This is a genomic window from Mesorhizobium sp. WSM4842 (assembly GCF_055901575.1).
Map to the genome: position 1 here is coordinate 3,021,362 of NZ_CM148372.1, position 22,182 is coordinate 3,043,543.

At 62.7% G+C, this 22,182-nt stretch carries 20 protein-coding genes; 4 read left to right on the forward strand and 16 right to left on the reverse strand.

The features are described 5' to 3' along the window. Positions 1 to 44: 44 nt before the first annotated feature. A complete protein-coding gene (locus AC0NIE_RS14590) occupies positions 45 to 1,667 on the reverse strand; it encodes a DUF1254 domain-containing protein (protein WP_473485479.1) in 1,623 nt (540 codons plus the stop codon). A gap of 508 nt (positions 1,668 to 2,175) precedes the next feature. Between AC0NIE_RS14590 and AC0NIE_RS14595 the strand changes: the two genes are divergently transcribed. Then, positions 2,176 to 2,556, forward strand: a complete 381-nt coding sequence (locus tag AC0NIE_RS14595; RefSeq protein WP_473485480.1) for a c-type cytochrome — start codon at positions 2,176 to 2,178, stop codon at positions 2,554 to 2,556. A gap of 111 nt (positions 2,557 to 2,667) precedes the next feature. On the opposite strand, the gene gph is transcribed toward AC0NIE_RS14595, so the two are convergent. The 10 genes from gph to AC0NIE_RS14645 form a co-directional block, all read right to left on the reverse strand. Further along, a complete protein-coding gene (gene gph, locus AC0NIE_RS14600; protein WP_474047108.1) occupies positions 2,668 to 3,369 on the reverse strand; it encodes a phosphoglycolate phosphatase in 702 nt (233 codons plus the stop codon). After that, positions 3,366 to 3,923: a thioredoxin family protein gene (locus tag AC0NIE_RS14605; protein ID WP_123148281.1), complete on the reverse strand. Its 558-nt coding sequence runs from the start codon at positions 3,921 to 3,923 to the stop codon at positions 3,366 to 3,368. Before AC0NIE_RS14605 ends, gph begins: the two co-directional genes overlap by 4 nt. Positions 3,924 to 3,945: 22 nt before the next feature. Further along, entirely contained in the window at positions 3,946 to 4,632 is a 687-nt protein-coding gene (gene rpe, locus AC0NIE_RS14610; RefSeq protein WP_473485482.1) for a ribulose-phosphate 3-epimerase, read from the reverse strand. Positions 4,633 to 4,694: 62 nt separating this feature from the next. Next, positions 4,695 to 5,633, reverse strand: a complete 939-nt coding sequence (gene cbbX / locus AC0NIE_RS14615; protein ID WP_473485483.1) for a CbbX protein — start codon at positions 5,631 to 5,633, stop codon at positions 4,695 to 4,697. 8 nt (positions 5,634 to 5,641) lie between these two features. Next, positions 5,642 to 6,076, reverse strand: a complete 435-nt coding sequence (locus AC0NIE_RS14620; protein ID WP_473485484.1) for a ribulose bisphosphate carboxylase small subunit — start codon at positions 6,074 to 6,076, stop codon at positions 5,642 to 5,644. 18 nt (positions 6,077 to 6,094) lie between these two features. Beyond that, entirely contained in the window at positions 6,095 to 7,588 is a 1,494-nt protein-coding gene (locus AC0NIE_RS14625) for a ribulose-bisphosphate carboxylase large subunit (RefSeq protein WP_095496323.1), read from the reverse strand. 21 nt (positions 7,589 to 7,609) lie between these two features. Then, positions 7,610 to 8,689 (reverse strand): class II fructose-bisphosphate aldolase, encoded by a 1,080-nt coding sequence (fba, locus tag AC0NIE_RS14630; RefSeq protein ID WP_287076246.1) that lies wholly within the window; start codon positions 8,687 to 8,689, stop codon positions 7,610 to 7,612. A gap of 14 nt (positions 8,690 to 8,703) precedes the next feature. Further along, positions 8,704 to 10,710, reverse strand: a complete 2,007-nt coding sequence (tkt, locus tag AC0NIE_RS14635; protein WP_473485485.1) for a transketolase — start codon at positions 10,708 to 10,710, stop codon at positions 8,704 to 8,706. A 10-nt stretch (positions 10,711 to 10,720) separates the two neighbouring features. After that, complete coding sequence (locus AC0NIE_RS14640; protein WP_473485486.1) at positions 10,721 to 11,593, reverse strand: phosphoribulokinase; 873 nt, start codon at positions 11,591 to 11,593, stop codon at positions 10,721 to 10,723. A 5-nt stretch (positions 11,594 to 11,598) separates the two neighbouring features. Continuing rightward, a complete protein-coding gene (locus AC0NIE_RS14645) occupies positions 11,599 to 12,645 on the reverse strand; it encodes a class 1 fructose-bisphosphatase (protein ID WP_258122936.1) in 1,047 nt (348 codons plus the stop codon). Positions 12,646 to 12,767: 122 nt separating this feature from the next. Between AC0NIE_RS14645 and AC0NIE_RS14650 the strand changes: the two genes are divergently transcribed. After that, complete coding sequence (locus AC0NIE_RS14650; protein ID WP_473485487.1) at positions 12,768 to 13,724, forward strand: LysR family transcriptional regulator; 957 nt, start codon at positions 12,768 to 12,770, stop codon at positions 13,722 to 13,724. 41 nt (positions 13,725 to 13,765) lie between these two features. Here AC0NIE_RS14650 and AC0NIE_RS14655 read toward each other — a convergent pair whose 3' ends face one another. The 5 genes from AC0NIE_RS14655 to AC0NIE_RS14675 form a co-directional block, all read right to left on the reverse strand. Then, a complete protein-coding gene (locus AC0NIE_RS14655; RefSeq protein ID WP_473485488.1) occupies positions 13,766 to 14,380 on the reverse strand; it encodes a TetR/AcrR family transcriptional regulator in 615 nt (204 codons plus the stop codon). Positions 14,381 to 14,522: 142 nt separating this feature from the next. Next, entirely contained in the window at positions 14,523 to 17,633 is a 3,111-nt protein-coding gene (locus tag AC0NIE_RS14660; RefSeq protein WP_473485615.1) for an efflux RND transporter permease subunit, read from the reverse strand. A 2-nt stretch (positions 17,634 to 17,635) separates the two neighbouring features. After that, positions 17,636 to 18,700, reverse strand: a complete 1,065-nt coding sequence (locus tag AC0NIE_RS14665; protein ID WP_473485616.1) for an efflux RND transporter periplasmic adaptor subunit — start codon at positions 18,698 to 18,700, stop codon at positions 17,636 to 17,638. A gap of 79 nt (positions 18,701 to 18,779) precedes the next feature. Then, positions 18,780 to 19,199 (reverse strand): hypothetical protein, encoded by a 420-nt coding sequence (locus AC0NIE_RS14670; RefSeq protein ID WP_473485489.1) that lies wholly within the window; start codon positions 19,197 to 19,199, stop codon positions 18,780 to 18,782. Positions 19,200 to 19,644: 445 nt separating this feature from the next. After that, on the reverse strand, positions 19,645 to 20,103 hold the full coding sequence (locus AC0NIE_RS14675) for a nuclear transport factor 2 family protein (RefSeq protein ID WP_473485490.1): 459 nt from the start codon (positions 20,101 to 20,103) through the stop codon (positions 19,645 to 19,647). Positions 20,104 to 20,227: 124 nt separating this feature from the next. Between AC0NIE_RS14675 and AC0NIE_RS14680 the strand changes: the two genes are divergently transcribed. Together AC0NIE_RS14680 and fabF are read left to right on the forward strand one after the other, a co-directional pair. After that, complete coding sequence (locus AC0NIE_RS14680; RefSeq protein ID WP_473485491.1) at positions 20,228 to 20,806, forward strand: TetR/AcrR family transcriptional regulator; 579 nt, start codon at positions 20,228 to 20,230, stop codon at positions 20,804 to 20,806. 47 nt (positions 20,807 to 20,853) lie between these two features. After that, entirely contained in the window at positions 20,854 to 22,158 is a 1,305-nt protein-coding gene (fabF, locus tag AC0NIE_RS14685; RefSeq protein WP_473485492.1) for a beta-ketoacyl-ACP synthase II, read from the forward strand. Positions 22,159 to 22,182 lie beyond the last annotated feature (24 nt).

The window sequence follows — 22,182 nt, forward strand, 5'->3', positions numbered from 1 at the left end:
CCGTGCAGGGTTAAGGGATACGATCCTTCAACAGTCAGCGGCCGTCACTGGACCAGTTCGATCTCACTCGGCCGCCATTGCTTGGTGAAGAATGGCTCAAGCGGGCTGTAGAGGCGCAGAAGCGTAAACCAGCCTTTCTTCGGGTCGGTCTGGATCCAGTTGCCCCGAGCGACGCCGTCGGGCTGGGTCGGGCCGAAGTAGATGGTCGTGGAGCCGTCGGCAGCGGCCTCGGCTGCAGGCGAAGGGAAGCTCTGGCTGCCGGCGCGCGGATAGCCTTGCGGCGTGTCGAGCATCGAGCGAGTCATGTTGTCGTAGAGCGTGAACGACCAGAAGTTTGCTTCCGGAATGTCCTTCGGCAAGGTCACCTTGTAGGTCTTGGCGCCGTCAAAGTAGTTCTTGTCGGCATCCGTGAAGGCAAACAGATACTGCGACCCGATACCAGTCAGGCGCATAGCCATGCCGGGCGTGATGCCGGTGATGCCGTAGAAGAAATTGGTGCGCGCATCCATGGTGCGATAGCCGGTGGCTGGATAGGGCTTGACACCCTCGGGCGTTATTTCAGGGATCGGCGTCTCGAACTCGTAACCGGTCTGGAACAAGTAATTCATCCAGGCTGAGTTGGGATAGTAGAACCAGTTGGGATCGCGCGGGGAAATGAACAGGCTGCGCGAGGTTGCGTTGGCGACGGCCAGCGCCTCGGTCATGATCTTTTTCATGCGCTCGTCGGGTGCAAACGGTTTGCCCTTGACGATGCCGATCGCCGCGATCGGGCCCATCAGCTCCGGGTCGAGCGAGGTGGCTGGCTCGTTCTGCACAACCTCGTTGAGCATTTCGTAGAAGCTCCAATCATTCGGCGGAAGGGTGTTCATCACCTTGCCGCTTCCGTTGTGGAACACGGTCGGCGGGGGCGGGGCGATCTTGCCGAGCTTGGTCTTGCCGGCCAGGAAGTCGGCGACGGGAGTGCCGACACCGCCGACTTCGTAAGGATAGACCTTGGTGAACTTCTTGATTACTTCGACCGCCGGCTTGGGATCGTTGTTTTCCAGGAACGACCGGCCGAACCACACGATGGAATTGGTGCGGGCGTGCGCGACGAAGAATCCGCCTTGCGGCAGTGGACCCGTGTAGTCCGGCCCGACGATCAGATATTTGCCGCCTTCTCCGCGGTCGGGCCCAGGCCCGCCGAGGTCGATGACCCACCGGAACCAGGCGTCCTGCACAGCGCCGAGAAACTTGGGCGGAGTCTCCAGCACCACCGGTCCCTTGTTGAGATCGAGGGTGCCCATCACGTAGATCGTATCGGCATTCGCGGTCAGGAACAGCGACTTGGCATCCATCAACTCTTCGAAAACAATGACCTCGTTGTCCTTGACGCCAACGCTTTCCAGACCCTTGCGGAAGCCCTGAATGCTGACGCCACGCAGATTGTCCATGAAGGAGCGGTAGGCGTAGGTGAAGTCGAGGTTGTCGTAGAGTTTCTCGGCCGTCGCTTTGCTCGGCACGCCGTCCTTGAAGTCGAGCGTGCCAAGAGGCGACTCGACCTTGTCGGGAGTAACCAGTGAGGGTGGAATTTCGGCGGCTGTTTGGGCAGTAACCTCAAACGCGCCGGCGAGGAAACTGGATGCCGCAAGAAATATCATCAGCCGGGTGCGTCTTGAGAGCTTCATGGCCGTTCCTCCTGGGGGTACCACCTTACGTTGCGGCATATGCGAACTGCCGGCAAGGTAAATTACGGTAGGCTACGGCTTAGAGAGAGTTACGCTCGCAGCAGAATCATATTTGATCCAAGAGCCGCGTCCGACTGCCATCTCTTGATCTCGACGAATGTCGACATTGGGTCGTGAGCCGAAATTCAAACTGAGGCACTACCCGAGGTCGCAACACGGTAATCGCTTCAGGTTTGTACTGCCCGTCATCACCCTGCCGGCATCGACAATTGGTCATTTCACCATGGGGTTGGACGCCGTCATTTGTCTGAAGCGATTGCCTGTCTTGCGTTCTGCGAACCGCTGCATGGTTGACATCGCTCATCTGCCGGGTAGCTTCCAAGATGCAGGCGCCGCAACTCCACAAGGGAGAAGCTTTCGCTCTGCCATAAAACGACGCATGCCGATGATCAAAACAACGGCGTGCGCAAATCGTCCAGGGCACCTTGACGATCAATGAGGAAATGCCATGCGTGCAATCGCATTTTTCGCCGTCGTGTCCGTTGCGACCTTTGTCACAAACCAATCGCAGGCACAGGATGCCGCCGCGGGTGAGAAGGTCTTCGCCAAATGCAAGGCCTGCCACGTCGTCGACGAGGACAAGAACAAGATCGGTCCGTCATTGAGCGGTGTTATCGGCCGGACGGCCGGCACGCATCCGGGTTTCAAATATTCCAAGCCCATGACCGAGGCGGGTAAATCCGGCGTCAAATGGGACGAAGCCACGCTGACGACCTATCTTCGCGATCCCAAGGCCATGATCAAAGGCACGAAGATGGCGTTTCCCGGTCTCAAGAAAGACGAGGATCTCGCCAACGTCATCGCCTATCTGAAGCAATACTCCAAGTAACCCGGTTCTTCCGCAGGAAGTAACCCGGTTCTTCCGCAGGAAGTAGCGTTACTTCGCCGGCCGTTCTAACTGCGTTCGGCCGGCGCCCGCGCTGATGGCCGGCGCCGCCGGTCAACGGGCGTCTTGCAGCCTCCGCATGGCGGAAGGCAGATCGAGCAAGCCATCGCAAACGAGGTCGGCGCCGAGCTCTTCAACGGCAATTTGGCTGTAGCCGCCGCGCAGCAGAATGACGGGCATGCCGGCGGCGCGGGCGGCGGCCACGTCGGCGCTGCTGTCTCCGACCATCAGCGTGTCGCGAGGCTCGACCTGAAGCTGGTCGAGCGCCAGCAGCAGAGCGTCGGGCGCCGGTTTCAGGCATGTCACCGCGTCTCCGCCGACGATCGCGCCGAGATGTTCCGTCAGCCCAAAATGCAGCAGGATTTCGCGAGCCGCCAACTGCGGCTTGTTGGTCACCACGCCCATGGCTATTCCGCTCAAGTGGAAGTGGGTGAGAACCTCCCTGACGCCAGGCATCAGCGTCGTCAGGCCGGTCAGATGTCTGCGGTAGATCGGCGTCATGGCGCGGTTGGCCTCGTCAAGCGCGCTGCCGAGGAGCGGCGTACCGGAAGCGGCGAAGGCTCGCTCGACCAGTTTCCTGACGCCGCCGCCGATCAACGCCTTAACCTGCACCGGGCGCAGCGGCGGCAGATCGCGGCTGGCCAGCAACTCGTTGACGGCGGCCGTTATATCAGGCGCCGAATCGACCAGCGTGCCGTCGAGATCGAACAGGATCGCTTTCGACGATCGAAACGGCCTACTCATGCCGACGTTCATGCGGCGTCCTTCCATTTGATCGAGCAGCCGATCGAAGCGATCTGGTCCAGCGGTCCGTCGCCGGTTCTGGCAATTTGCTTCATCGCCTCGAACAGGTCGCGTCTCAGTCCGGGCGGTCCGGCGTCGCGTCGCGCCGCGTCCAGCCGGCCGCGATATTGCAGCGTCAAGTCGCTGTTGAGCCCGAAGAAATCCGGAGTGCAAACGGCTCCATAGGCACGTGCCACCGTCTGGCGCTCGTCGTGGAGGTAGGGGAAAGTGAAGCCGTTCGTCCTGGCGAAGAGCTTCATGTTGTCGAAGGAATCATCCGGATAGGCGTCGGCATCGTTGGAATTGATCGCGACAAAGCCGATGCCTTCGGGCTTGAGGTCGTTGGCATCGCGGACGATGCGGGAAATCGCCGCCTTCACATAAGGGCAATGGTTGCAGATGAAGGCCACGACCAGCCCGTTCGGGCCGGCGTGGCTGAAGATCGAATGCGATTTGCCGTCGACGCCGGGCAAAACGGCATCGATGGCTTGCCAGCCGAAATCGCAGACAGGTGGGATTGCCGCCAAGGTTTCCTCCGATGAAATGGTTTTACGCGGCTTTCCGGATCGCCCCGTCGGCCGCCTGCCTGATCGCGCCGATATTGGCGCGATAGGCAGCTTCGGTGCCGCCCTTGAAGATGGCCGAGCCGGCGACCAGCACATTGGCGCCGGCCGCGCTGACCAGCGGAGCGGTCTCGGGCGTGACGCCGCCGTCGATCTCGATGTCGATCGGGCGGCTGCCGATCAGTGCCTTGACCCGCCTGACCTTGTCGACGACAGCCGGAATGAACGCCTGGCCACCGAAACCCGGATTGACGGTCATCAGAAGCACCAGATCGAGCCGGTCGAGCACATATTCGATGACGCTTTCCGGCGTCGACGGGTTCAGCGACACGCCGGCCTTCCTGCCGAGATTCCTGATCGCCTGCAGCGAACGGTCGAGATGCGGCCCGGCCTCGGCATGCACCGTGATGATGTCGCAGCCGGCATCGGCGAAGGCGGCGAGATAGGCGTCGGCCGGCGCGATCATCAGGTGGCAGTCGAAGATCTTGTCCGTTCGATCACGGATCGCCTTGATCACCGGCGGACCGAAGGTGATGTTGGGCACGAAATGGCCGTCCATCACGTCGAGATGGATCCAGTCGGCGCCCGCCCGGACGACCGCTTCGACCTCGTCGCCGAGCCGCGAGAAGTCCGCAGAAAGCACCGAGGGCGCGATGATTGTCTTGGTACCCATAGTCGTCGGCTCCCGTTCCGTCTTCCGTTTCCGGTCGCTGCACACCAACCGGAGTCATCTTGTCAGCGCGCCTTCGTCACCGGCTCGCCTTCGAGCTTACCTTCCGCAAACACGCGGCTGCCGCGAATATCGGATTCTTCAATGGTGATAAGGTCGGTCTTCGTCAACACCCGGTCGCGCGACGCGAAAAGCCGGTTGGCCTGGCGAAGCCGCGCCCGATCGAGCCCATTGCGGACTGAGCGGGCGTTGGAGAAATGCGGCAGCCGCATGCGGATCGGGAGATACTCTTCGAGCGCCTTGGCCGCCGCCTCGCTGAGACGATAGTTCTGTTCCGCCAGCATGATCTCGGCGATCGATTTGAGTTCGCAGACGCCGTAGTCGGGAAAATCGAGGTGGTGGGCGATGCGCGAGCGCATGCCGGGATTACTGTCGAAGAAGCGGTCCATCTTGTTCTTATAGCCGGCAAGAATCACAACCAGATCGTCACGGTTGTTTTCCATGCATTGCAGCAGGATTTCGATCGATTCCTGGCCGTAGTCGCGTTCGTTCTCGGGCTTGTAGAGATAGTAGGCCTCGTCGATGAAAAGCACCCCGCCCATGGCGCGCTTGATTACTTCGCGGGTTTTGGGCGCGGTGTGGCCGACATACTGGCCGACGAGATCGTCTCGCGTCACCGCGACCATGTGGCCTTCGCGAACATAGCCGAGACGATGCAGGATTTCGGCCATCCTCAGCGCCACGGTGGTCTTTCCGGTGCCCGGATTTCCGGTAAAGTTCATGTGCAGCGTCGGCGCGCCCGAGGTCAGGCCGAACTTGCGGCGAAGCCGGTCGACCAGGAGCAGCGCCGCGATCTCGCGGATGCGGGTCTTGATGGGCTTCAGGCCAACGAGTTCGCGGTCGAGCTTGTCCATCACCTCGTCGATGTTGGACGCCTCGAACTCGGCCTGCAGATCAACCGATTCGTCCTGCGCGGCAGTGCCCTTTGCTATCGCGTCCAGCATGGTTTCGGCTAGCTCCGCTCGCCTTCGGGCCTGTCGGTCGCATAAGGCACGATCGAATAGCCCTGGCTGCGGCCGTCGCGCTCCTGGCGCAGCAGCCGGAACCCGGGTTCGTTGGGCGGCCGGTTGACGATGAACGACATGCGCGGCGCTTCCCAGCCCTTGCTCGAATCGAAGGCGGTGACCCGGACATACATGTTGGGCATGGCTTTCCGGCAGCTATTGATTTCAAGCAGGATGCCCGCCGGGTCCTTCAGGTCGAACATCGGGTTGCCGTACATTTCCCAATAGGTGTTTCGCGGATGCGGATCGTCCGTGTACTCGACGCTGACCGCCCAGTGGTTTTTCAGCGCGTATTTGATCTGCGCCGAAATCTGCTCATCGGTCAGGTCGGGGAGGAACGAAAACTGTCCCTGCGTGACCTTGTTTCCCGGATTGGTCATCATGGCGACGGTTCCTTTCGTCTAGAAGCTGGGCGTTGCGGTTGGCACGAAGTCGGCCGTGTCGGTCGATTCGTAGTTGAAGGTGACGTCCTTCCAGGTCTCCAGGGCCGCCTTCAGCGGCGTGCACCATCTGGCCGCCTGTTCGAGGATTTTGGTCCCTTCGCGCAGATAGTCGCGGCCCTCGTTGCGGGCGAGGATCATCGCCTCCAACGCGACACGATTGGCCGTCGCGCCGGCCTGGATGCCATCCGGATGGCCAATCGTGCCGCCGCCGAACTGCAGGACGACGTCCTCGCCGAGATAGTGGATCAACTGGTGCATCTGGCCGGCATGGATGCCGCCCGAGGCGACGGGCATCACCTTGTTGAGCGAGGCCCAGTCCTGATCGAAGAACAGCCCGGTTTCGAGGTTCTGCGGCGTGCGCTCCTCGCGCAGCGTGTCATAAAAACCCTTGATCATCAGCGGGTCGCCTTCCAGCTTGCCGACAACCGTGCCGGCATGGATGTGATCGACGCCGGCCATCCGCATCCATTTGCAGATGACGCGAAAATTCATGCCGTGGTTCTTCTGGCGCGAATAAGTCGAGTTGCCGGCGCGGTGCAGGTGCAGGATCATGTCGTTGCGGCGTGCCCACTTGGCCATCGACTGGATCGCCGTGTAGCCAATGACGAGGTCGATCATCACGATGCAGGAGCCAAGCTGTTTTGCGAATTCGGCGCGCTCGTACATCTCCTCCATCGTGCCGGCGGTGACGTTGAGATAATGGCCCTTGACTTCACCGGTGGCGGCCGACGCCTTGTTCACAGCCTCCATGCAGTAGAGGAACCGGTCGCGCCAGTGCATGAAGGGCTGCGAGTTGATGTTCTCGTCGTCCTTGACGAAGTCTAGTCCACCCTTCAGCGCCTCGTAGACGACGCGGCCGTAGTTGCGGCCTGACAGGCCAAGCTTTGGCTTCGTCGTCGCGCCGAGCAGCGGCCGGCCGAACTTGTCGAGCCGCTCGCGCTCCACCACGATGCCGGTAGCCGGGCCCTGGAAGGTTTTGAGGTAAGCCACCGGGATGCGCATGTCCTCGAGCCGCAAGGCCTTGACTGCCTTGAAGCCGAACACGTTGCCGATGATCGATGCAGTCAGGTTGGCGATTGAGCCCGGCTCGAACAGGTCGAGGTCGTAGGCGATGTAGGCGAAGTACTGCTGCTCGGTCTTGGTGCCGGGACCTGTGTTCGGCACCGGCTCGGATTTGAACGCCTTGGCGCGGTAGAGCTCGCAGGCGGTCAGTCTGTCGGTCCACACCACGGTCCATGTTGCTGTAGAGGATTCACCGGCGATGGCGGCGGCCGCCTCCTCGTGGTCGACGCCAGGCTGCGGCGTGATCCGAAACATGGCGATCAGGTCGGTCTCCTTGGGCCGGTAGTCCGGCTCCCAGTAGCCCATCTTCTTGTAGGGGATGACGCCCGACTTGTAGCGTTCCTTGCCTTCCTTGAGCGTGCCTGCTGACGGCATGTCGATCTTGTTCATGACAGGTCTCCTGTTTGCCGCTCAGGCGGCTTTCGCGGTTGCGATTTGCGGGTCGAGTTTTCCCGCGGCGTAACGTTTCGCCATCTCGTCCATGGCGATGACCCTGATCTTCGAGGCGTTGCCCGCCGTGCCGAAGCGTTCAAAGCGATCGCGGCAAAGATCGCGCAGGGCGTCCATGGCGGGTTTCAGGAATTTGCGCGGATCAAATTCGCGCGGATCCTCCGTCGCGACGCGGCGGAACTGCCCGGCCATGGCCATGCGGCAATCGGTGTCGATGTTGACCTTGCGCACGCCGTAGCGGATGCCGCGCTCGATCTCCTCGACCGGAACGCCAAAGGTCTGGGGCATCTCGCCGCCATATCGGTTGATGACGTCCTGCAGTTCCTGCGGCACCGAGGAAGAGCCATGCATGACCAGATGCGTGTTGGGCAGCTTTTCGTGGATCGCCTCGATCACCTGCATGGCCAGGATGCCGCCGTCGGGCTTGCGGCTGAATTTGTAGGCGCCGTGCGAAGTGCCGCAGGCGATCGCCAGCGCGTCGACCTGAGTGGCGGTGACGAAGTCGACCGCCTGATCGGGATCAGTCAAAAGCTGGTCGTGGGAAAGCGCGCCTTCGGCGCCGTGGCCGTCCTCGGCCTCGCCCTGGCCGGTCTCCAGCGAGCCGAGCACGCCGAGCTCGCCTTCGACGGAAGCGCCGACCCAATGCGCCATGCGTGCGACACGTTCGGTGATGGCGACGTTGTAGTCGTAGCTCGCCGGCGTCTTGGCGTCCGCCATCAGCGACCCGTCCATCATCACCGAGGTGAAGCCGTGGCGGATCGCCGAAAGGCAGGTGGCTTCGTTGTTGCCGTGGTCCTGATGGATGCAGAGCGGAATGGCCGGATGCATTTCGGTCAACGCCTCCATCATCTTGGCCAGCATGATGTCGTTGGCATAGGAGCGAGCGCCGCGCGAGGCCTGGATGATGACTGGCGCGTCGCAGGCCCTGGCTGCCTCCATGATGGCAAGGCCCTGTTCCATGTTGTTGATGTTGAATGCCGGAACGCCGTAGCCATGCTCGGCGGCATGGTCGAGAAGCTGGCGAAGGGTGATGCGGGCCATTTTTGGGGTCCTTCCTAGATGATGAGCTTCAGCGCCGCTGCGGCGACGGCTTCGGGCGTGATGTCGAAATGCCGGTAGAGATCCGGGGCAGGGGCGCTGGCACCGAAACCGGCCATGCCGACGAACACGCCGGTGTCGCCGGTCCAGCGATCCCAGCCGAGCCGTGCTGCGGCTTCGACCGCAATGCGCGGCGCCGAGCCGAGGACGGCCTTGCGGGTGTCGGTATCCTGTTCCTCGAACAGCTCCCAGCACGGCATCGAGACGACGGCGGCGGCGATGCCGTGCTCGGTCTCCAGCCGTTCAGCGGCGGCAACGGCGATCTCGACCTCCGAGCCGGTGGCGATCAGCGTCACGGCGCGGTGCCCGGCTGGCTCGCGCAGGACGTAGGCGCCCTGGCTCGACCGGTTCTCGTCGCTATATGCCTGGCGCAGCATCGGCAGGTTCTGCCGCGAGAGCACCAGCACGCTCGGCCGATTCTTGCTCTTCAGCGCCAGTTCCCAGCACTCCGCCGTTTCGATGATGTCTGCCGGCCGGAAGACGTTGAGGTTGGGCGTCGCCCGCAGCATCGCCAGGTGCTCGATGGGCTGGTGGGTCGGGCCGTCCTCGCCGAGACCGATGGAATCATGCGTCATCACATAGATGACGCGCTGGCCCATCAGCGCCGAGAGCCGCATGGCGCCGCGCGCATAGTCGGCGAAGCACAGGAAGGTGCCGCCATAAGGCACGAAGCCGCCATGCAGCGCGATGCCGTTCATGGCCGCGGCCATGCCATGCTCGCGGATGCCGTAGTGGATGTAGCGGCCGGCATAGGCACCAGGCGCTATGCGATCCATGCCCTTGGTGATCGTCAGGTTCGAATGCGTCAGGTCGGCGGAGCCACCGACGGTCAGCTCGGTTGCGGCGTTGATGGCGCCGAGCGCCATTTCGGAGGCTTTTCGCGTTGCGACCTTGGTCGCCTTTTCGACATGCTCCTTGCGGAAGGCGTGGAGCGCTTCGAAGACCGCGTCGGGCAGGGTGCCGGCGACCGCGCTCTCGAAGGTGTCGCGCTGCGGCGAGGCGGCAAGCTGCTGCTCCCAGGCGTGCCGTGCTGCTTGCCCGCGCTCGGCAATTTCGCGCCAGGCGAACAAGATGTCGTCCGGCACCTCGAACGGCGCGTAGGCCCAGCCGATGTTTTCACGCGTCGCGGCGATCTCCGCGTCGCCCAGCGGCGCGCCATGCGTCTTTTCCGAGCCGCCCAGATTGGGCGCGCCCTTGCCGATCACCGTGCGGCAGGCAATCAGCGAGGGCCGGTCAGACTGCTGCGCCGCTTCGATTGCCGCTGCAACGGCTTCCGTGTCGTGGCCGTCCACCGATTGGACATGCCATCCGGCGGCTTTGAACCGTGCCGGCTGGTCCATCGATGTCGACAGCGAGGTCGGTCCGTCGATCGAGATCGCATTGTCGTCCCAGAAGACGATCAGCCGGGACAGCTTCAGATGGCCAGCAAGGTCGATCGCCTCGTGGCTGATGCCTTCCTGCAGGCAGCCGTCGCCGGCGATCACGTAGGTGAAATGGTCGACGAGATCGGCGCCGTGGCGGGCGGCAAGCATGCGCTCCGCCAGCGCCATGCCGACGGCGTTCGAAATGCCTTGTCCAAGCGGACCGGTCGTCGTCTCGATGCCAAGCGCATGGCCATATTCGGGATGTCCGGCGGTGCGGCTGCCCAGCTGGCGAAACCGCTGCAATTCCTCGATCGGCATGTCTTCGTAGCCGAGCAGGTAATGCAGCGCATATTGCAGCATCGAGCCGTGCCCGGCCGAAAGCACGAAGCGGTCGCGATCGGGCCAGTTGGGCGCCGACGGATCGATATTGATGAAGCGGCTGAACAGCACCGTCGCGACATCGGCCATGCCCATCGGCATGCCCGGATGACCGGAATTGGCCTTTTGGACGCTGTCCATCGCCAGTGCGCGAATGGCGTTCGCCATGTCGCGTTCCGAGACGGCGGCGACGGGCTTCAGGGCTGCTGCTTGGCTGTTCATGGCGTCCTCCTCACGACACACGGTTCTTGCGTTCGATCAATTGCAGGATGAGCGGCGTCAGGATCAGCTGCATGGCAAGATCGAGCTTGTTGCCTGGCACCACTATGGAATTCGGCCGCGACATGAAGGAGTCGTGGATCATCGAAAGCAGGTAGGGGAAATCGATGCCGCGGGGATTGGCGAAGCGGATGACCAGCATCGATTCGTCGGGCGTCGGAATCCAGCGCGCGATGAACGGGTTGGACGTGTCGACGATCGGCACGCGCTGGAAGTTGATGGCGGTCTGCGAGAACTGCGGGACGATGTAGCGGACATAGTCCGGCATACGGCGCAGGATCACGTCCATCACCGCCTCGGTGGAATAGCCGCGGGTTGCGCGGTCGCGATGGATCTTCTGGATCCATTCGAGATTGATGACCGGCACCACGCCGATCCTGAGGTCAGCGTGCCGGGCCAGGTTGATCTTGTCGGTGACGACGCAGCCATGCAGGCCCTCGTAGAACAGCAGGTCGCTCGGCGGGAATTCGCGCCATTCGGTAAATTGTCCCGGCGGCGTGCCGTACTGCTTCTCCTCGTCCTCGTCATGGATGTAGGTGCGGGTCTTCCCGGTTCCGCGGCGGCCATATTCCTCAAAAACCTCTTCGAGGATTGCGAGTTCGTTGGCCTCGGCATGGAAGTGGGTGAAGTTCGGATTGCCCGCCTTCTCCTCCTCGGCCACCTTTGTCTTCATCGTGGCGCGGTCGTAGCGGTGAAAGGCATCGCCCTCGATGAAGGCGGCGTCGATGTTCTCGCGCCGGAAGATCAGCTCGAAGATGCGCTTGACCGAGGTGGTGCCTGCGCCCGACGACCCGGTGATGGTGATGATGGGGTGCTTCGCCGACATGGTGCTCAGGCCCTGAACAGGCCGCGGCGGCTGAACAGCGGCGCACGCTCGCCGATCGCGCTGGGCTCGATGTGGTAGCGGGTGATGCGCGCGACTTCCCGCGCCGATCCGAACACCATGGGCACGCGCTGGTGCAGGCTCTCGGGTTCGATTTCGAGGATGCGGGTGATCGTGTCGGTAGCGGCGCCGGCGGCCTGTTCGATGAGAAAGGCGATCGGGTTGGCCTCGTAGACGAGGCGCAGCCGACCCTGGCGGTAACCCTTGCGCTTGTCGCCTGGATACAGGAATACACCGCCGCGCATCAGTATACGATAGCAGTCGGCGACCAGAGAGGCGATCCAGCGCATGTTGAAGTCCTTTCCGCGTGGGCCTTCGGTGCCTTCGAGGCAGTCGTCGATGTAGAGCCGCACCGCCTCGTCCCAATGCCGGTAGTTGGCGGCGTTGATGGCGAACTCCTGGGTACGCTGCGGGATGATCCGGCTTTCATAGGCCTGGACGAAGGTGCCGAGCCTGGTCGAGAGAACGAAGACATGCGTGCCGCTGCCGAGCGACAGAACCAGCGCCAGCTGCGGCCCATAAATGAAGAAACCGGCGCCCAACTGGTTCACCCCTGGCTGCAAAAAAGAGGCGGCCGGATTTTCGTCCGGCGCGCCAGTTGCAGGGAGGAGCGAGAAAATCGTTCCGATCGACACGTTGGTGTCGATGTTGGAAGAGCCGTCGAGCGGGTCGATGGCGATGGCGAGAGGCGCCTGCCTGTCGAGCAGGACCGGCTGCTCCAGTTCCTCGGAGGCGTAGAGCGCGACCGGAGCGTGGCGCATGGCGTCGAGGAAGATGTCGTCGGCGAAGATGTCGAGATCCTTCTGGATGTCGCCGTCGGCATTGGCGCCGCGGGTTCCGGCAAAGGCGGTGCCGAGCACCCCTTGATTGATGGTGTTGCGGATCTTGGTGGCGGCCTGCGTCAGCTGACGGACAGTCGCTACGACCGCAGAGCGCAGTTCGTCCGGCGGGCCGAGATAGGAATTCAGAAAAGCGTCGAGCGTTGCCGCTGGCATCGTAACCTCCCGATCCAGCCGCCTCTCCTCGGATCGGCCGGATAGGGAATGAGAACAAACGAAGCGGGATAAGTAAAATTCAATAACTTTACTTTCGCACTAAAAAAAATTTAATATGACGCATGAGGAATCTCACGCTCAGGCAATTCAAGACCGTTCAGGCAATCGTCAGCCACGGAAAAATCGTCAGCGCGGCCAAAGTGTTGGGCCTGTCTCCTCCAGCGGTGACGATCCAGTTGCGGCAGGTCGAGGAGGAGTTTCAACTGGCCTTGTTCGACCGGACGTCGGACGGCATGCGTCCGACTGCCGCAGGGTTGGCCTTCGTCGAGACGGCGCAAGCCATCGAGGAGCGGCTTCGCCTGCTCGAAGACAAGATGGATGCGATCAAGGGCGTGCGTATCGGCAGCTTGCGGCTCGGCGTCGTTTCCACCGCCAAATATTTCGCGCCGCGGCTCATGGCCGGCTTCATGAAAGAACATCCCGACATCGACATGCGGCTCGCCATCGGCAACCGCGCCGAAACGATCGACAGTCTGAAGAACCACGACATCGACATCGCGCTGATGGGGCGCCCGGCGAAGGAAGTCCCGGTGCGTGCCTCGGTGTTCGGCGATCACCCGCTGGTCATCATCGCGCCGCCCGACCACCCGCTGTCGTCAGCGCGCGAGATATCCAAGGAGCGGATCGCCGAAGAGCATTTCCTCATCCGCGAGCCCGGCTCCGGTACACGCATCTCGCTGGAGATATTCCTGAGCGACGTGCCCGGGCGCATCGACGACCTCGGCGTCGAGATGGGCTCGAACGAGACGATCAAGCAGGCGGTGATGGCCGGGCTCGGCATCGCCTTCATCTCTGCCCACACCATCGCTGCAGAAACCGAAGCCGGCCGGCTGGTCATCCTCGACGTCGTCGGCATGCCGATCCGCCGGCAATGGTTTTCGGTGATGCGCAGCGATCACGCGATCTCGCCGGCGATGGCGACGTTCCACGATTTCCTGATGCGCAAGGGCGCGATGTATCTGCCGCTGTTCGGCAAGCTCTATCCGCACGAAGGACCGGACACTAGAGGTCGCGCCTGAATTGAGGGCGGAATGCCGCTGGCAGCCACCTACCAGGACGCCTAGTCCGATTTGCCGAGAGCTTTCAGGATAAAGCGAATCTGCGCGCGCAGGCCCTCTTCGGTGTCTTCGCCGTGTTGAACGCAGTGCTCGATCAGAATCGGGTGGAAGAACGGCGTGAACGCGGTGTTGACCGCACGCGCCGCTTCTGCCGGGTCCTCGACCTTGAGTTCGCCCGCCTCGGTCCCCTCGCGAATGATCGCCTCAAGGATTTTCAGCATTTGCTCGACATGCGCCTTAATGACCGCCCGATTCTCGTGCATGGCGGCGACGATCAAGTCGTGCATGCTTCTTTCCTTGATCAATTTCGTCTTGTTGTGCTGGTGAACGGCGGTCAGGAGCCGGTCGAGTTTCTCCAAGGCCGGCGCGTTGGTGCGTGCGATCGCAACGGCGATGTCCGCGACCTCGTTCACGACCAGCCTGCAGATGGACTCGTTGATTGCATCCCTGGAGGAAAAGAAACGGTAGACGTTCGCCCGGCTCATGCCGAGTTCGGAGGCGATGTCGGCTATCGACGTCTTATGGTAGCCGATGCGGCGAAAATGCTCCTCCGCCACCTCCAGGATGCGAGCGCGCACCTCGTCGGGATCCGTTTGCGTTCCGACCGGATGATTCATGGGTGTCTCCAGAACTGATGATGGATCTGCTGGGCTCGCCCTGAACGATCATTTGCAAGCGGTAAGGTCGTGCGACTGGCCCTGCGTATGTTCAGGCAAAGCCAGCGGCGAAATCTTGATCCGCCTGCTCGACAACAGGGCCCTATTCAGCAGCAATTGCCGTGTGCATTTCCAGTTCCTCCGCCGCGCCCTCACGGACCTCGTCAGCAGTCGGCCTGATGCCGAACCACGCGGCATAGAGCGCGGGAAGGAAGAGCAGGATCAGCACCGTGCCGACCGCCGTGCCGCCGATCAGCGTATAGGCCATCGATCCCCAGAAGACGGAGTGCGTGAGCGGGATGAAGGCCAGCACGGCGGCGAGTGCCGTCAGGATCACGGGCCTCGTGCGTTGCACCGTGGCCTCGATCACGGCGTGATAGTCGTCAAGGCCGGCAGCACGGTTCTCCTTGATCTGTTCGGTCAGGATCAGCGTGTTGCGCATCAGGATGCCGGCCAGTCCTATCATGCCCAGAATGGCATTGAATCCGAAGGGCTGGTTGAAGGTGAGCAGCATCGGCACGACGCCGACGAGGCCAAGTGGCGCCGTCAGCATCACCATGGCCATCGTCGAGAAGGATCGCACCTGCAGCATGATAACAATCAGCATGGCGGCTATCATTGCCGGAAAGACTTTAGCCAGCGCGGTGTTGGCCTTTTCGGCCTCCTCGATCGATCCGCCCAATTCGATGCGATAGCTGGCCGGAAGGGATGCAATCAGCGGCTGAAGGGCCTTCACGATCTCCTTGGAAACCTCTGGAGGCTGAGTCGCTTCGTTGACATCCGAGCGGATCGTGATGACAGGCGTGCGATCGCGGCGCTTCAGGATCGGCTCTTCCAGACGGATTTCCGAATGGCCGATCTGGTCGAGCGGAATCGGGCGACCGTCCCGGCTCATCAGTGAGAAATCCGCCAAACGTGTCGGATCCAGCCGCTCGCCGCCGGCGCTGCGTGCGACGATGGGGACGTTGCGGATGTCCTCGCGAACCTGCGTAACGGGGATGCCGGTGAGCAAGAACTGGAGTTGCTGGCCCACCTCCGCCGGCGACAGGCCGATCAGGTTCAGTCGATCCTGATCCGGGACGAAGCGGAGCACGGGTGTGCGATTGCCCCAATCGCGGTTGGCCTGACGCACGTCCGGGACGCCCCGCATGATGTCGAGCGCCTTCTCGGATATGCTGTAGAGTTGCACGGGATCGGGTCCGATAATCCGGAACTCGACCGGGAATGGCGTGTAGGGGCCGAACACGAGTTGCGTGACGCGGACATTGGCCTCGGGTGCAAGCCCCTCTGCCACCGCCTCGCGGAGGCGGTGCTTCAACACCTCACGCGCCTCGGCGTCCTGGGTCAGCACGACGATCTTGGCGAAGGCAGGATCAGGCAGTTCCGGCGCCATTGCGAAAAAGAAGCGGGGTGCGCCCTGACCGACATAGCTCGTGACGATCTTAGCCTCGGCTTGGTCGTCCAGCCAGCCTTCGAGCTTCTCGACCGTAGCGGTCGTCGTCTCGATGCTGGTGCCTTCAGGCAGGCGAACCTCCACCAGCACTTCGGGGCGGTCGGATGTCGGGAAGAACTGCTGTTTGAGAGAGCCCATGCCGACAACGGAAAGCACAAAGGCGATGCCCACGACACCGCTGATTATGAACTTGTGGCGCACGGCGAAGGTGATGAGCCGCCGCAAGCGCCGATAATTGGGTGTGTCGTAGATCGCGTGGTGACCGCCTTCGACCGGTTTGATCGCGGGCAGCATCTTGACGCCGAGGTAAGGTGTGAAGACCACCGCTACGATCCAGGAGACGATGAGGGCGAACCCTACGACCCAAAAGATGTTGCCGGCGTATTCGCCGGCCGTCGAGCGCGCGAAGCCCACCGGCAGGAAGCCGGCGATCGTCACCAGCGTTCCGGACAGCATCGGCGCCGCAGTGTGGCTCCACGCATAGGCCGCCGCCTTGGTGCGGTCCATGCCTTCTTCCATCTTCACCACCATCACCTCGATGGCAATGATGGCGTCGTCCACGAGAAGACCGAGCGCCAGGATGAGGGCGCCGAGCGTGATGCGGTCGAAGAACCGGCCGGTCTCCAGCATGATGAGGAACACGACGGCAAGCGTCAGAGGGACGGCAGCCGCCACGACGATGCCGACGCGCCAGCCGAGGCTCAACAGGCTCACCAAGAGCACCACACCGAGCGCCATCGCAAACTTCATCATGAATTCGTCGACCGCAGAGGTGATGTTGACGGCCTGGTCAGTGACCTTGTCGAGCGTCATCCCAAGTGGCAGTGTCTGTGCGATAGCTGCTGTCCTGTCCTCCAGCGCCTTGCCGAGCGCGAGACCATCCCAGCCCTCCTGCATGACAGCCGCGAGCATGATGGTGGGCTCACCCTGACGTCGGATGAGGTAGGTAGGAGGATCTTCATAGCCGCGCCGGACTTCGGCGATATCGGAGAGCTTTAGCGTCCGCCCCGCAGCGGCAATCGGCGTGTCGGCGATCGCCTGAACGCTGTCATAAGCGCCGTCGACCCGGATGAAGACCCGCGGCCCCTGGGTGTCGATCGAGCCTGCCGGCGTGAGGGTGTTCTGCCGCTGCAAGGCGGCGACGATGTCCTGTGCCGACACGCCGAGGGTAGCCAGCTTGGCGTAGGAAAATTCGACGAATATCTGTTCGGGACGTTCACCAAGGATGTTGATCTTCTTGACGCCGGGCACGTGCAGGAGGTCCTGGCGGATCGCCTCGGCCTGTCTCGCCAACTCACGCATCGGCATGCCCTTCGCCTTCAGCGCGTAAAGGGCGAAGCTTACATCCGAATATTCGTCGTTGACGAAGGGGCCGAAGACGCCGGACGGCAGGTTGCGGGCTTCATCCCAGAGCTTCTTACGAGCCTGGTAGAACTCCTCCTGCACGACAGATGGCGGTGTGCTGTCCTTCAGCGTGACCGTCATATACGCGTAACCCGGCCGTGTGGTCGTTTCGACCCGGTCGTACCAGGTCATCTCCTGAAGCCGCTTCTCCAACGGTTCGGCGACGAGGTCCTGCATCTCGCGCGCCGTTGCGCCCGGCCATGCCGTCGTGACCGTCAGGGTCTTGATGGTGAAGTTGGGGTCTTCCGCCCGCCCGAGCATGACGAAAGCGTAGGCGCCGGCGGCCACCAGCAGGAGGATGAAGAACAGGGTAACGGCGCGTTCGCGAACGGCGATCGCGGAGAGATTTAGGTTCATCATCAGTTGCCCCCGCTTTCGGACGCAGCCCTGACGCGAGCGCCCTCCTGCAGGAGATGAGCGCCGAGCGAAACAATCGGATCGCTGGAGTTCAGTCCGGAGACCACAGCGGTTTCGCTGGTCACACGAACAAGCTTGACGGGCTGAAACTGTACGGTCGAGGTGGCGTTGTCCAGGACCCAAACGCCAGTCTTCTCGCCGTCATCGAGCACGGCTCCCAGCGGCACCTGGACCTCCCGCTGGCGTGCCTGGCTTGCAAGCCGAATGGTTACCGTCGCGCCAAGCGGTGCTGCCGCGGCCTCACCGTCGAGCACATAACGGGCCTCATAGGTACGGGTCTGGGCATCGGCGGAGTTCGATAATTGCCGGAGATGTGCCGTATAACGACGCCCATCGCCGCCATACACGCTGGCCTCGGCCGCCGACCCAATCGCCGGCCGGATCGTTTCGGGAAGCGCGACCACTGCTTCGCGGGAGCCGGCCTTGGCGATCCGGACCACTTTCTGGCCGGCGGAGACGACCTGCCCCGGCTCGCCAAGCGTTTCGACTACCGTTCCATCCGCGTCCGCCAGCAGGACCGCGTAGATCGCTTCGTTCTCGGCGACCCGTGCATCGGCTTCGGCGGCGGCGAGTTGCGCCTCGGCCGTATCCACCGCGGCCTTCGCCTGCTCGTAGCGCTGTCGGGGGACCCATCCATCCTTGAGCAAACTGGCGTATCGCCGTTCATCCGGTTCCGTCTGAACGACTGTTGCGCGCGCTGCGGCAACGGCGTTGCGCTTCGCCGTGAGCGCGAGGCGAAGGTCGGTGTCGTCGATGCGCATCAGTGGCTGACCAGCTTTGACCTCCTGACCCACATCCACGAGTCGCTCCACGATCTTGCCGGGGACCCGAAAGCCGAGATCGCTCTGCACCCTCGCGCCGATAATACCGGTGAACCCGCGTTCGGATCCTTTCACCGGCGCTGCCGTCACCAGTCTGACGATCGGCGGTTCCTGCCTCGGGTCGCCTACGGCGGAGGCTCCCTGCGTAGGAATGGCAAATGTGGCGAATGCCGCCGCTCCTGACATCGCGATCAGCACGCCCCCCAGCACAACAGCGGGTCTCTTTTTCACGTTCGTCGCCTCTCAAAAAGATTGCGTTTGACCTTTACATCGGCCCGACGGACGCGAGTTCTCGGCCAGCAGCACGCAGGCTGCCGTCTGCAAGGCGGGTCAGTGCATTGGCATCGGCGCGCATGTCGGTCTCGGACGACACCGTCACCTGCTCGCCGGACCGCGCGAACGCGTAGAGCGGGCCGCGGTAGCCCGGCATCGAAAAGGCGACGGTGTCGCCGTCGGCGAGGCCCATGACGACGCGCTGCGGATCGCCGCCGATCTTCGGCGCGAAGGTGGCGGTGACCTCCAGGAGGTCGCCGTCGACCGGGACGTAATAGACGACCAGGTCGAGGTGTCCCTCATGCAGGCTGCCGGATTCGATCGGGCGTCCTATGGTGGCTTCCTCGGCAAATGCCGGGGCGGCAAGAAACAGCGCGGCCAAAACCGAGGCGCTCAGGGCTTTGCGGATCATCTCGTATCTCCTTCTTTTTAGATTGCGTTCGAACTCTATATCGAAGATAGATTACGAATGCAATCTAAAAAAAGAGAAAAAGTGATGATGCGTGTGAGTCGCTTGCAGAAAACCGCGAAACGGCGATCAATGCGGCAGGCCGGCTTTTTTGGTAGCGCGGCTTGGACGGCATCGGCCTTAAAGGACTTTGATGGCGGCTGCCCGAACTCACCCAGGGCGCGTTTTCAACCAGTTCGCATCCGATCTGGCGGCGCAGGCGTCCAGGCGGGCGATGGAGAACGCCACCCGCCGGCGGTCTCGCGGGCCGTTAACGACGAGCGGCTGTCGAACGGTTCCTGCAAGCGGCGGCCGGCAGCGCGCTGATGGGGTCGTCTGCGGGCGATGCCCGGCATGGCCACGGGTAGCGTACCCGCGGTTACGCTGCGGGCCGCTGACTGCGCTTCTGCTAGCCTACAATTGGTTCGGCGGCAGCTTCTTCGAGGCCAGTTGCGGCCTGGGCGGCAAGACCGCGGGCCGCAGCTTGTGAATCGTAGAATTCCTCAAGGGCATAGACCTTGCCCCACCGCAGGGTGAACACGTGGAGACCACTGTTGACGTAGGAGGCGTCGCCGTTGAGCAGCGTTGCGGTGCCGTCCCACTGGGCAAACACGGTGGTATGCCACGGCCAGCCCTTCACCCAGACGTGATTGACCGTGAGATGGAGATTGGGCAGGACGCGGCCGAGGCGCTCAAACCAGCGGCGCACGGCTTGCTTGTCGTGGCGCTCACCACCAAGCGCGTGGGAGCCGGAAACGCGGTGATGGACATGCGGCACGAGTGCTTTCACCGCCTCATCCCAGCGATGGTTGTTGACGTGGTCGAAGCTCTGCCGGATCGATTTCTCGACAACATAACTGTATAGCATTTGACCTCTCCTCCAAATTTGTTCGATGGCTTGACCAAGGGACCGGCGCGTAGCCAAATTGGATTGCGTTCGAACTCTATACCTGCTATAGATGTCGAACGCAAGCTAATTCAAGGAGGTCGACATGCGTGTGAGTCGCATTCAGGCGGCGGAAAACCGCGAAACAGTGATCAATGTGGCAAGCCGGCTTTTTCGGGAGCGCGGCTTTGACGGCATCGGCCTAAAGGACCTGATGCAGGCTGCCGGGCTGACCCAAGGCGCGTTTTACAAGCAGTTCGCATCCAAAGACGATCTGGCGGCGCAGGCATCCAGGCGGGCGATGGAGAGCGCCACGCTGCGGTGGTCGGCCGCGACTGCGGCAAAATCCGAGGATCCGCTTGGCGCGGTGATCGCATTCTACCTCAGTATGGACCATCGCGGAGAAAAGATGGACGGCTGCCCGATTGTCGCGCTCGGTTCGGATGCCGCCAGACAGGGCAGCGACGTGAAAGCGTCGTTCGAAGCCGGGATCAAGGAGCATCTCGAAATCCTCGGCCGTTTCATTGCCGAGGCCAATGGTGAGGAGCCCGATAGAAAGGCCATGGCCATTCTCTCGACGATGGTCGGTGCACTGACGCTATCGCGCGTCGTCAACGACCCGGACCTCGCCCAGGCCTTTCTGGACGCGGCGACCGAACAGGTCCGCGAAGCAGCCGCCGCTTGAACGGCGTGCGCAGCGCTGGCGGCGCACCCAAATTGATAGGAAAATAGATGCGACGGATTGTTGTTACAGGCATGGGAGCAGTCACGCCCCTTGCAGCCGATGTCGACGCGTCGTGGTCGCGGCTCCTGGCCGGTCGCTCCGGCATCCGCAGGCTTCCGGACGATGTGGTGGGAGAGCTGCCGGCGAAGATCGGCGGGGTGGTTCCCTCGCTGGAAGACGATCCGGATGCTGGTTTCGATCCGGATGCCGTTCTGGCGCCAAAAGACCAGCGCAAGGTAGACCGGTTCATCCTCTTCGGGCTCGCCGCTGCACAAGAGGCCCTCGCGCAAGCAGGGTGGGCGCCCGTCTCTGAAGCGGATCGCCTGCGCACGGCCACGATCATCGCGTCCGGCATCGGCGGGTTCCCCGCCATAACCGAGGCGGTGCGCACGGTCGACCAGCGCGGCGTCCGCCGCCTGTCGCCGTTTACGGTGCCGTCCTTCCTGGTAAACCTCGCGGCGGGCCACATCTCGATCCGCCATGGCTTCAAGGGGCCACTCGGCGCGCCGGTGACGGCGTGCGCGGCCGGCATCCAGGCGATCGGCGATGCGGCCCGCCTCATCCGCGCCAACGAGGCCGATATCGCCGTGTGCGGCGGAACCGAAGCCTGCATGAACATCGTCAGTCTCGGTGGTTTTGCTGCCGCACGCTCTCTTTCAACCGGCTTCAATTGGGCGCCGGCTCAGGCGTCACGGCCTTTCGACGTGTCGCGGGACGGCTTCGTCATGGGCGAAGGAGCCGGCGTGCTGGTCATCGAGGCGTTGAGCCACGCGCTGGCGCGCGGCGCGAAACCGCTCGCCGAGCTCGTCGGCTACGGCACGACGGCAGATGCGCATCACGTCACCTCCGGTCCCGAGGATGGCGACGGGGCGCGCCGAGCCATGCAGATCGCAATTGCCCAAGCCGGTATTTCGCCGCGTGAGGTTGGCCACCTCAATGCGCACGCGACCTCCACGCCGGTCGGTGATCTCGGGGAAATCGCGGCGATCAAAACACTCTTCGGCGCAGATTCCACCATCGCCGTCAGCGCAACGAAATCGGCGACCGGACACCTGCTCGGAGCCGCCGGCGGGCTTGGAGCCATCTTCGCCATGCTGGCGCTCAGGGATCAGGTGGCGCCGCCAACTCTCAATCTGAGCGCGCCGGATCCGGCCGGTGACGGCATCGACTTCGTCGCAAACCAAGCCCGGCCGATGGCAATGGACTACGCGATCGCCAACGGCTTCGGCTTTGGCGGCGTCAACGCCAGCGCGCTGTTCAGGCGCTGGACGGACGAGTTGGCCGGTGCGAACGCCAGAGGCGCTCATAACTGACTCCGACCTTTTCGTGCTTCTTCC

What these genes read in the sequence shown, in the direction of transcription:
- AC0NIE_RS14590 (WP_473485479.1), bottom strand. Translation starts at nt 1,667, where the DNA reads ATGAAGCTCTCAAGACGCACCCGGCTGATGATATTTCTTGCGGCATCC.
- AC0NIE_RS14595 (WP_473485480.1), top strand. Translation starts at nt 2,176, where the DNA reads ATGCGTGCAATCGCATTTTTCGCCGTCGTGTCCGTTGCGACCTTTGTC.
- gph (WP_474047108.1), bottom strand. Translation starts at nt 3,369, where the DNA reads ATGAACGTCGGCATGAGTAGGCCGTTTCGATCGTCGAAAGCGATCCTG.
- rpe (WP_473485482.1), bottom strand. Translation starts at nt 4,632, where the DNA reads ATGGGTACCAAGACAATCATCGCGCCCTCGGTGCTTTCTGCGGACTTC.
- cbbX (WP_473485483.1), bottom strand. Translation starts at nt 5,633, where the DNA reads ATGCTGGACGCGATAGCAAAGGGCACTGCCGCGCAGGACGAATCGGTT.
- AC0NIE_RS14620 (WP_473485484.1), bottom strand. Translation starts at nt 6,076, where the DNA reads ATGATGACCAATCCGGGAAACAAGGTCACGCAGGGACAGTTTTCGTTC.
- AC0NIE_RS14625 (WP_095496323.1), bottom strand. Translation starts at nt 7,588, where the DNA reads ATGAACAAGATCGACATGCCGTCAGCAGGCACGCTCAAGGAAGGCAAG.
- fba (WP_287076246.1), bottom strand. Translation starts at nt 8,689, where the DNA reads ATGGCCCGCATCACCCTTCGCCAGCTTCTCGACCATGCCGCCGAGCAT.
- tkt (WP_473485485.1), bottom strand. Translation starts at nt 10,710, where the DNA reads ATGAACAGCCAAGCAGCAGCCCTGAAGCCCGTCGCCGCCGTCTCGGAA.
- AC0NIE_RS14640 (WP_473485486.1), bottom strand. Translation starts at nt 11,593, where the DNA reads ATGTCGGCGAAGCACCCCATCATCACCATCACCGGGTCGTCGGGCGCA.
- AC0NIE_RS14645 (WP_258122936.1), bottom strand. Translation starts at nt 12,645, where the DNA reads ATGCCAGCGGCAACGCTCGACGCTTTTCTGAATTCCTATCTCGGCCCG.
- AC0NIE_RS14650 (WP_473485487.1), top strand. Translation starts at nt 12,768, where the DNA reads ATGAGGAATCTCACGCTCAGGCAATTCAAGACCGTTCAGGCAATCGTC.
- AC0NIE_RS14655 (WP_473485488.1), bottom strand. Translation starts at nt 14,380, where the DNA reads ATGAATCATCCGGTCGGAACGCAAACGGATCCCGACGAGGTGCGCGCT.
- AC0NIE_RS14660 (WP_473485615.1), bottom strand. Translation starts at nt 17,633, where the DNA reads ATGAACCTAAATCTCTCCGCGATCGCCGTTCGCGAACGCGCCGTTACC.
- AC0NIE_RS14665 (WP_473485616.1), bottom strand. Translation starts at nt 18,700, where the DNA reads ATGTCAGGAGCGGCGGCATTCGCCACATTTGCCATTCCTACGCAGGGA.
- AC0NIE_RS14670 (WP_473485489.1), bottom strand. Translation starts at nt 19,199, where the DNA reads ATGATCCGCAAAGCCCTGAGCGCCTCGGTTTTGGCCGCGCTGTTTCTT.
- AC0NIE_RS14675 (WP_473485490.1), bottom strand. Translation starts at nt 20,103, where the DNA reads ATGCTATACAGTTATGTTGTCGAGAAATCGATCCGGCAGAGCTTCGAC.
- AC0NIE_RS14680 (WP_473485491.1), top strand. Translation starts at nt 20,228, where the DNA reads ATGCGTGTGAGTCGCATTCAGGCGGCGGAAAACCGCGAAACAGTGATC.
- fabF (WP_473485492.1), top strand. Translation starts at nt 20,854, where the DNA reads ATGCGACGGATTGTTGTTACAGGCATGGGAGCAGTCACGCCCCTTGCA.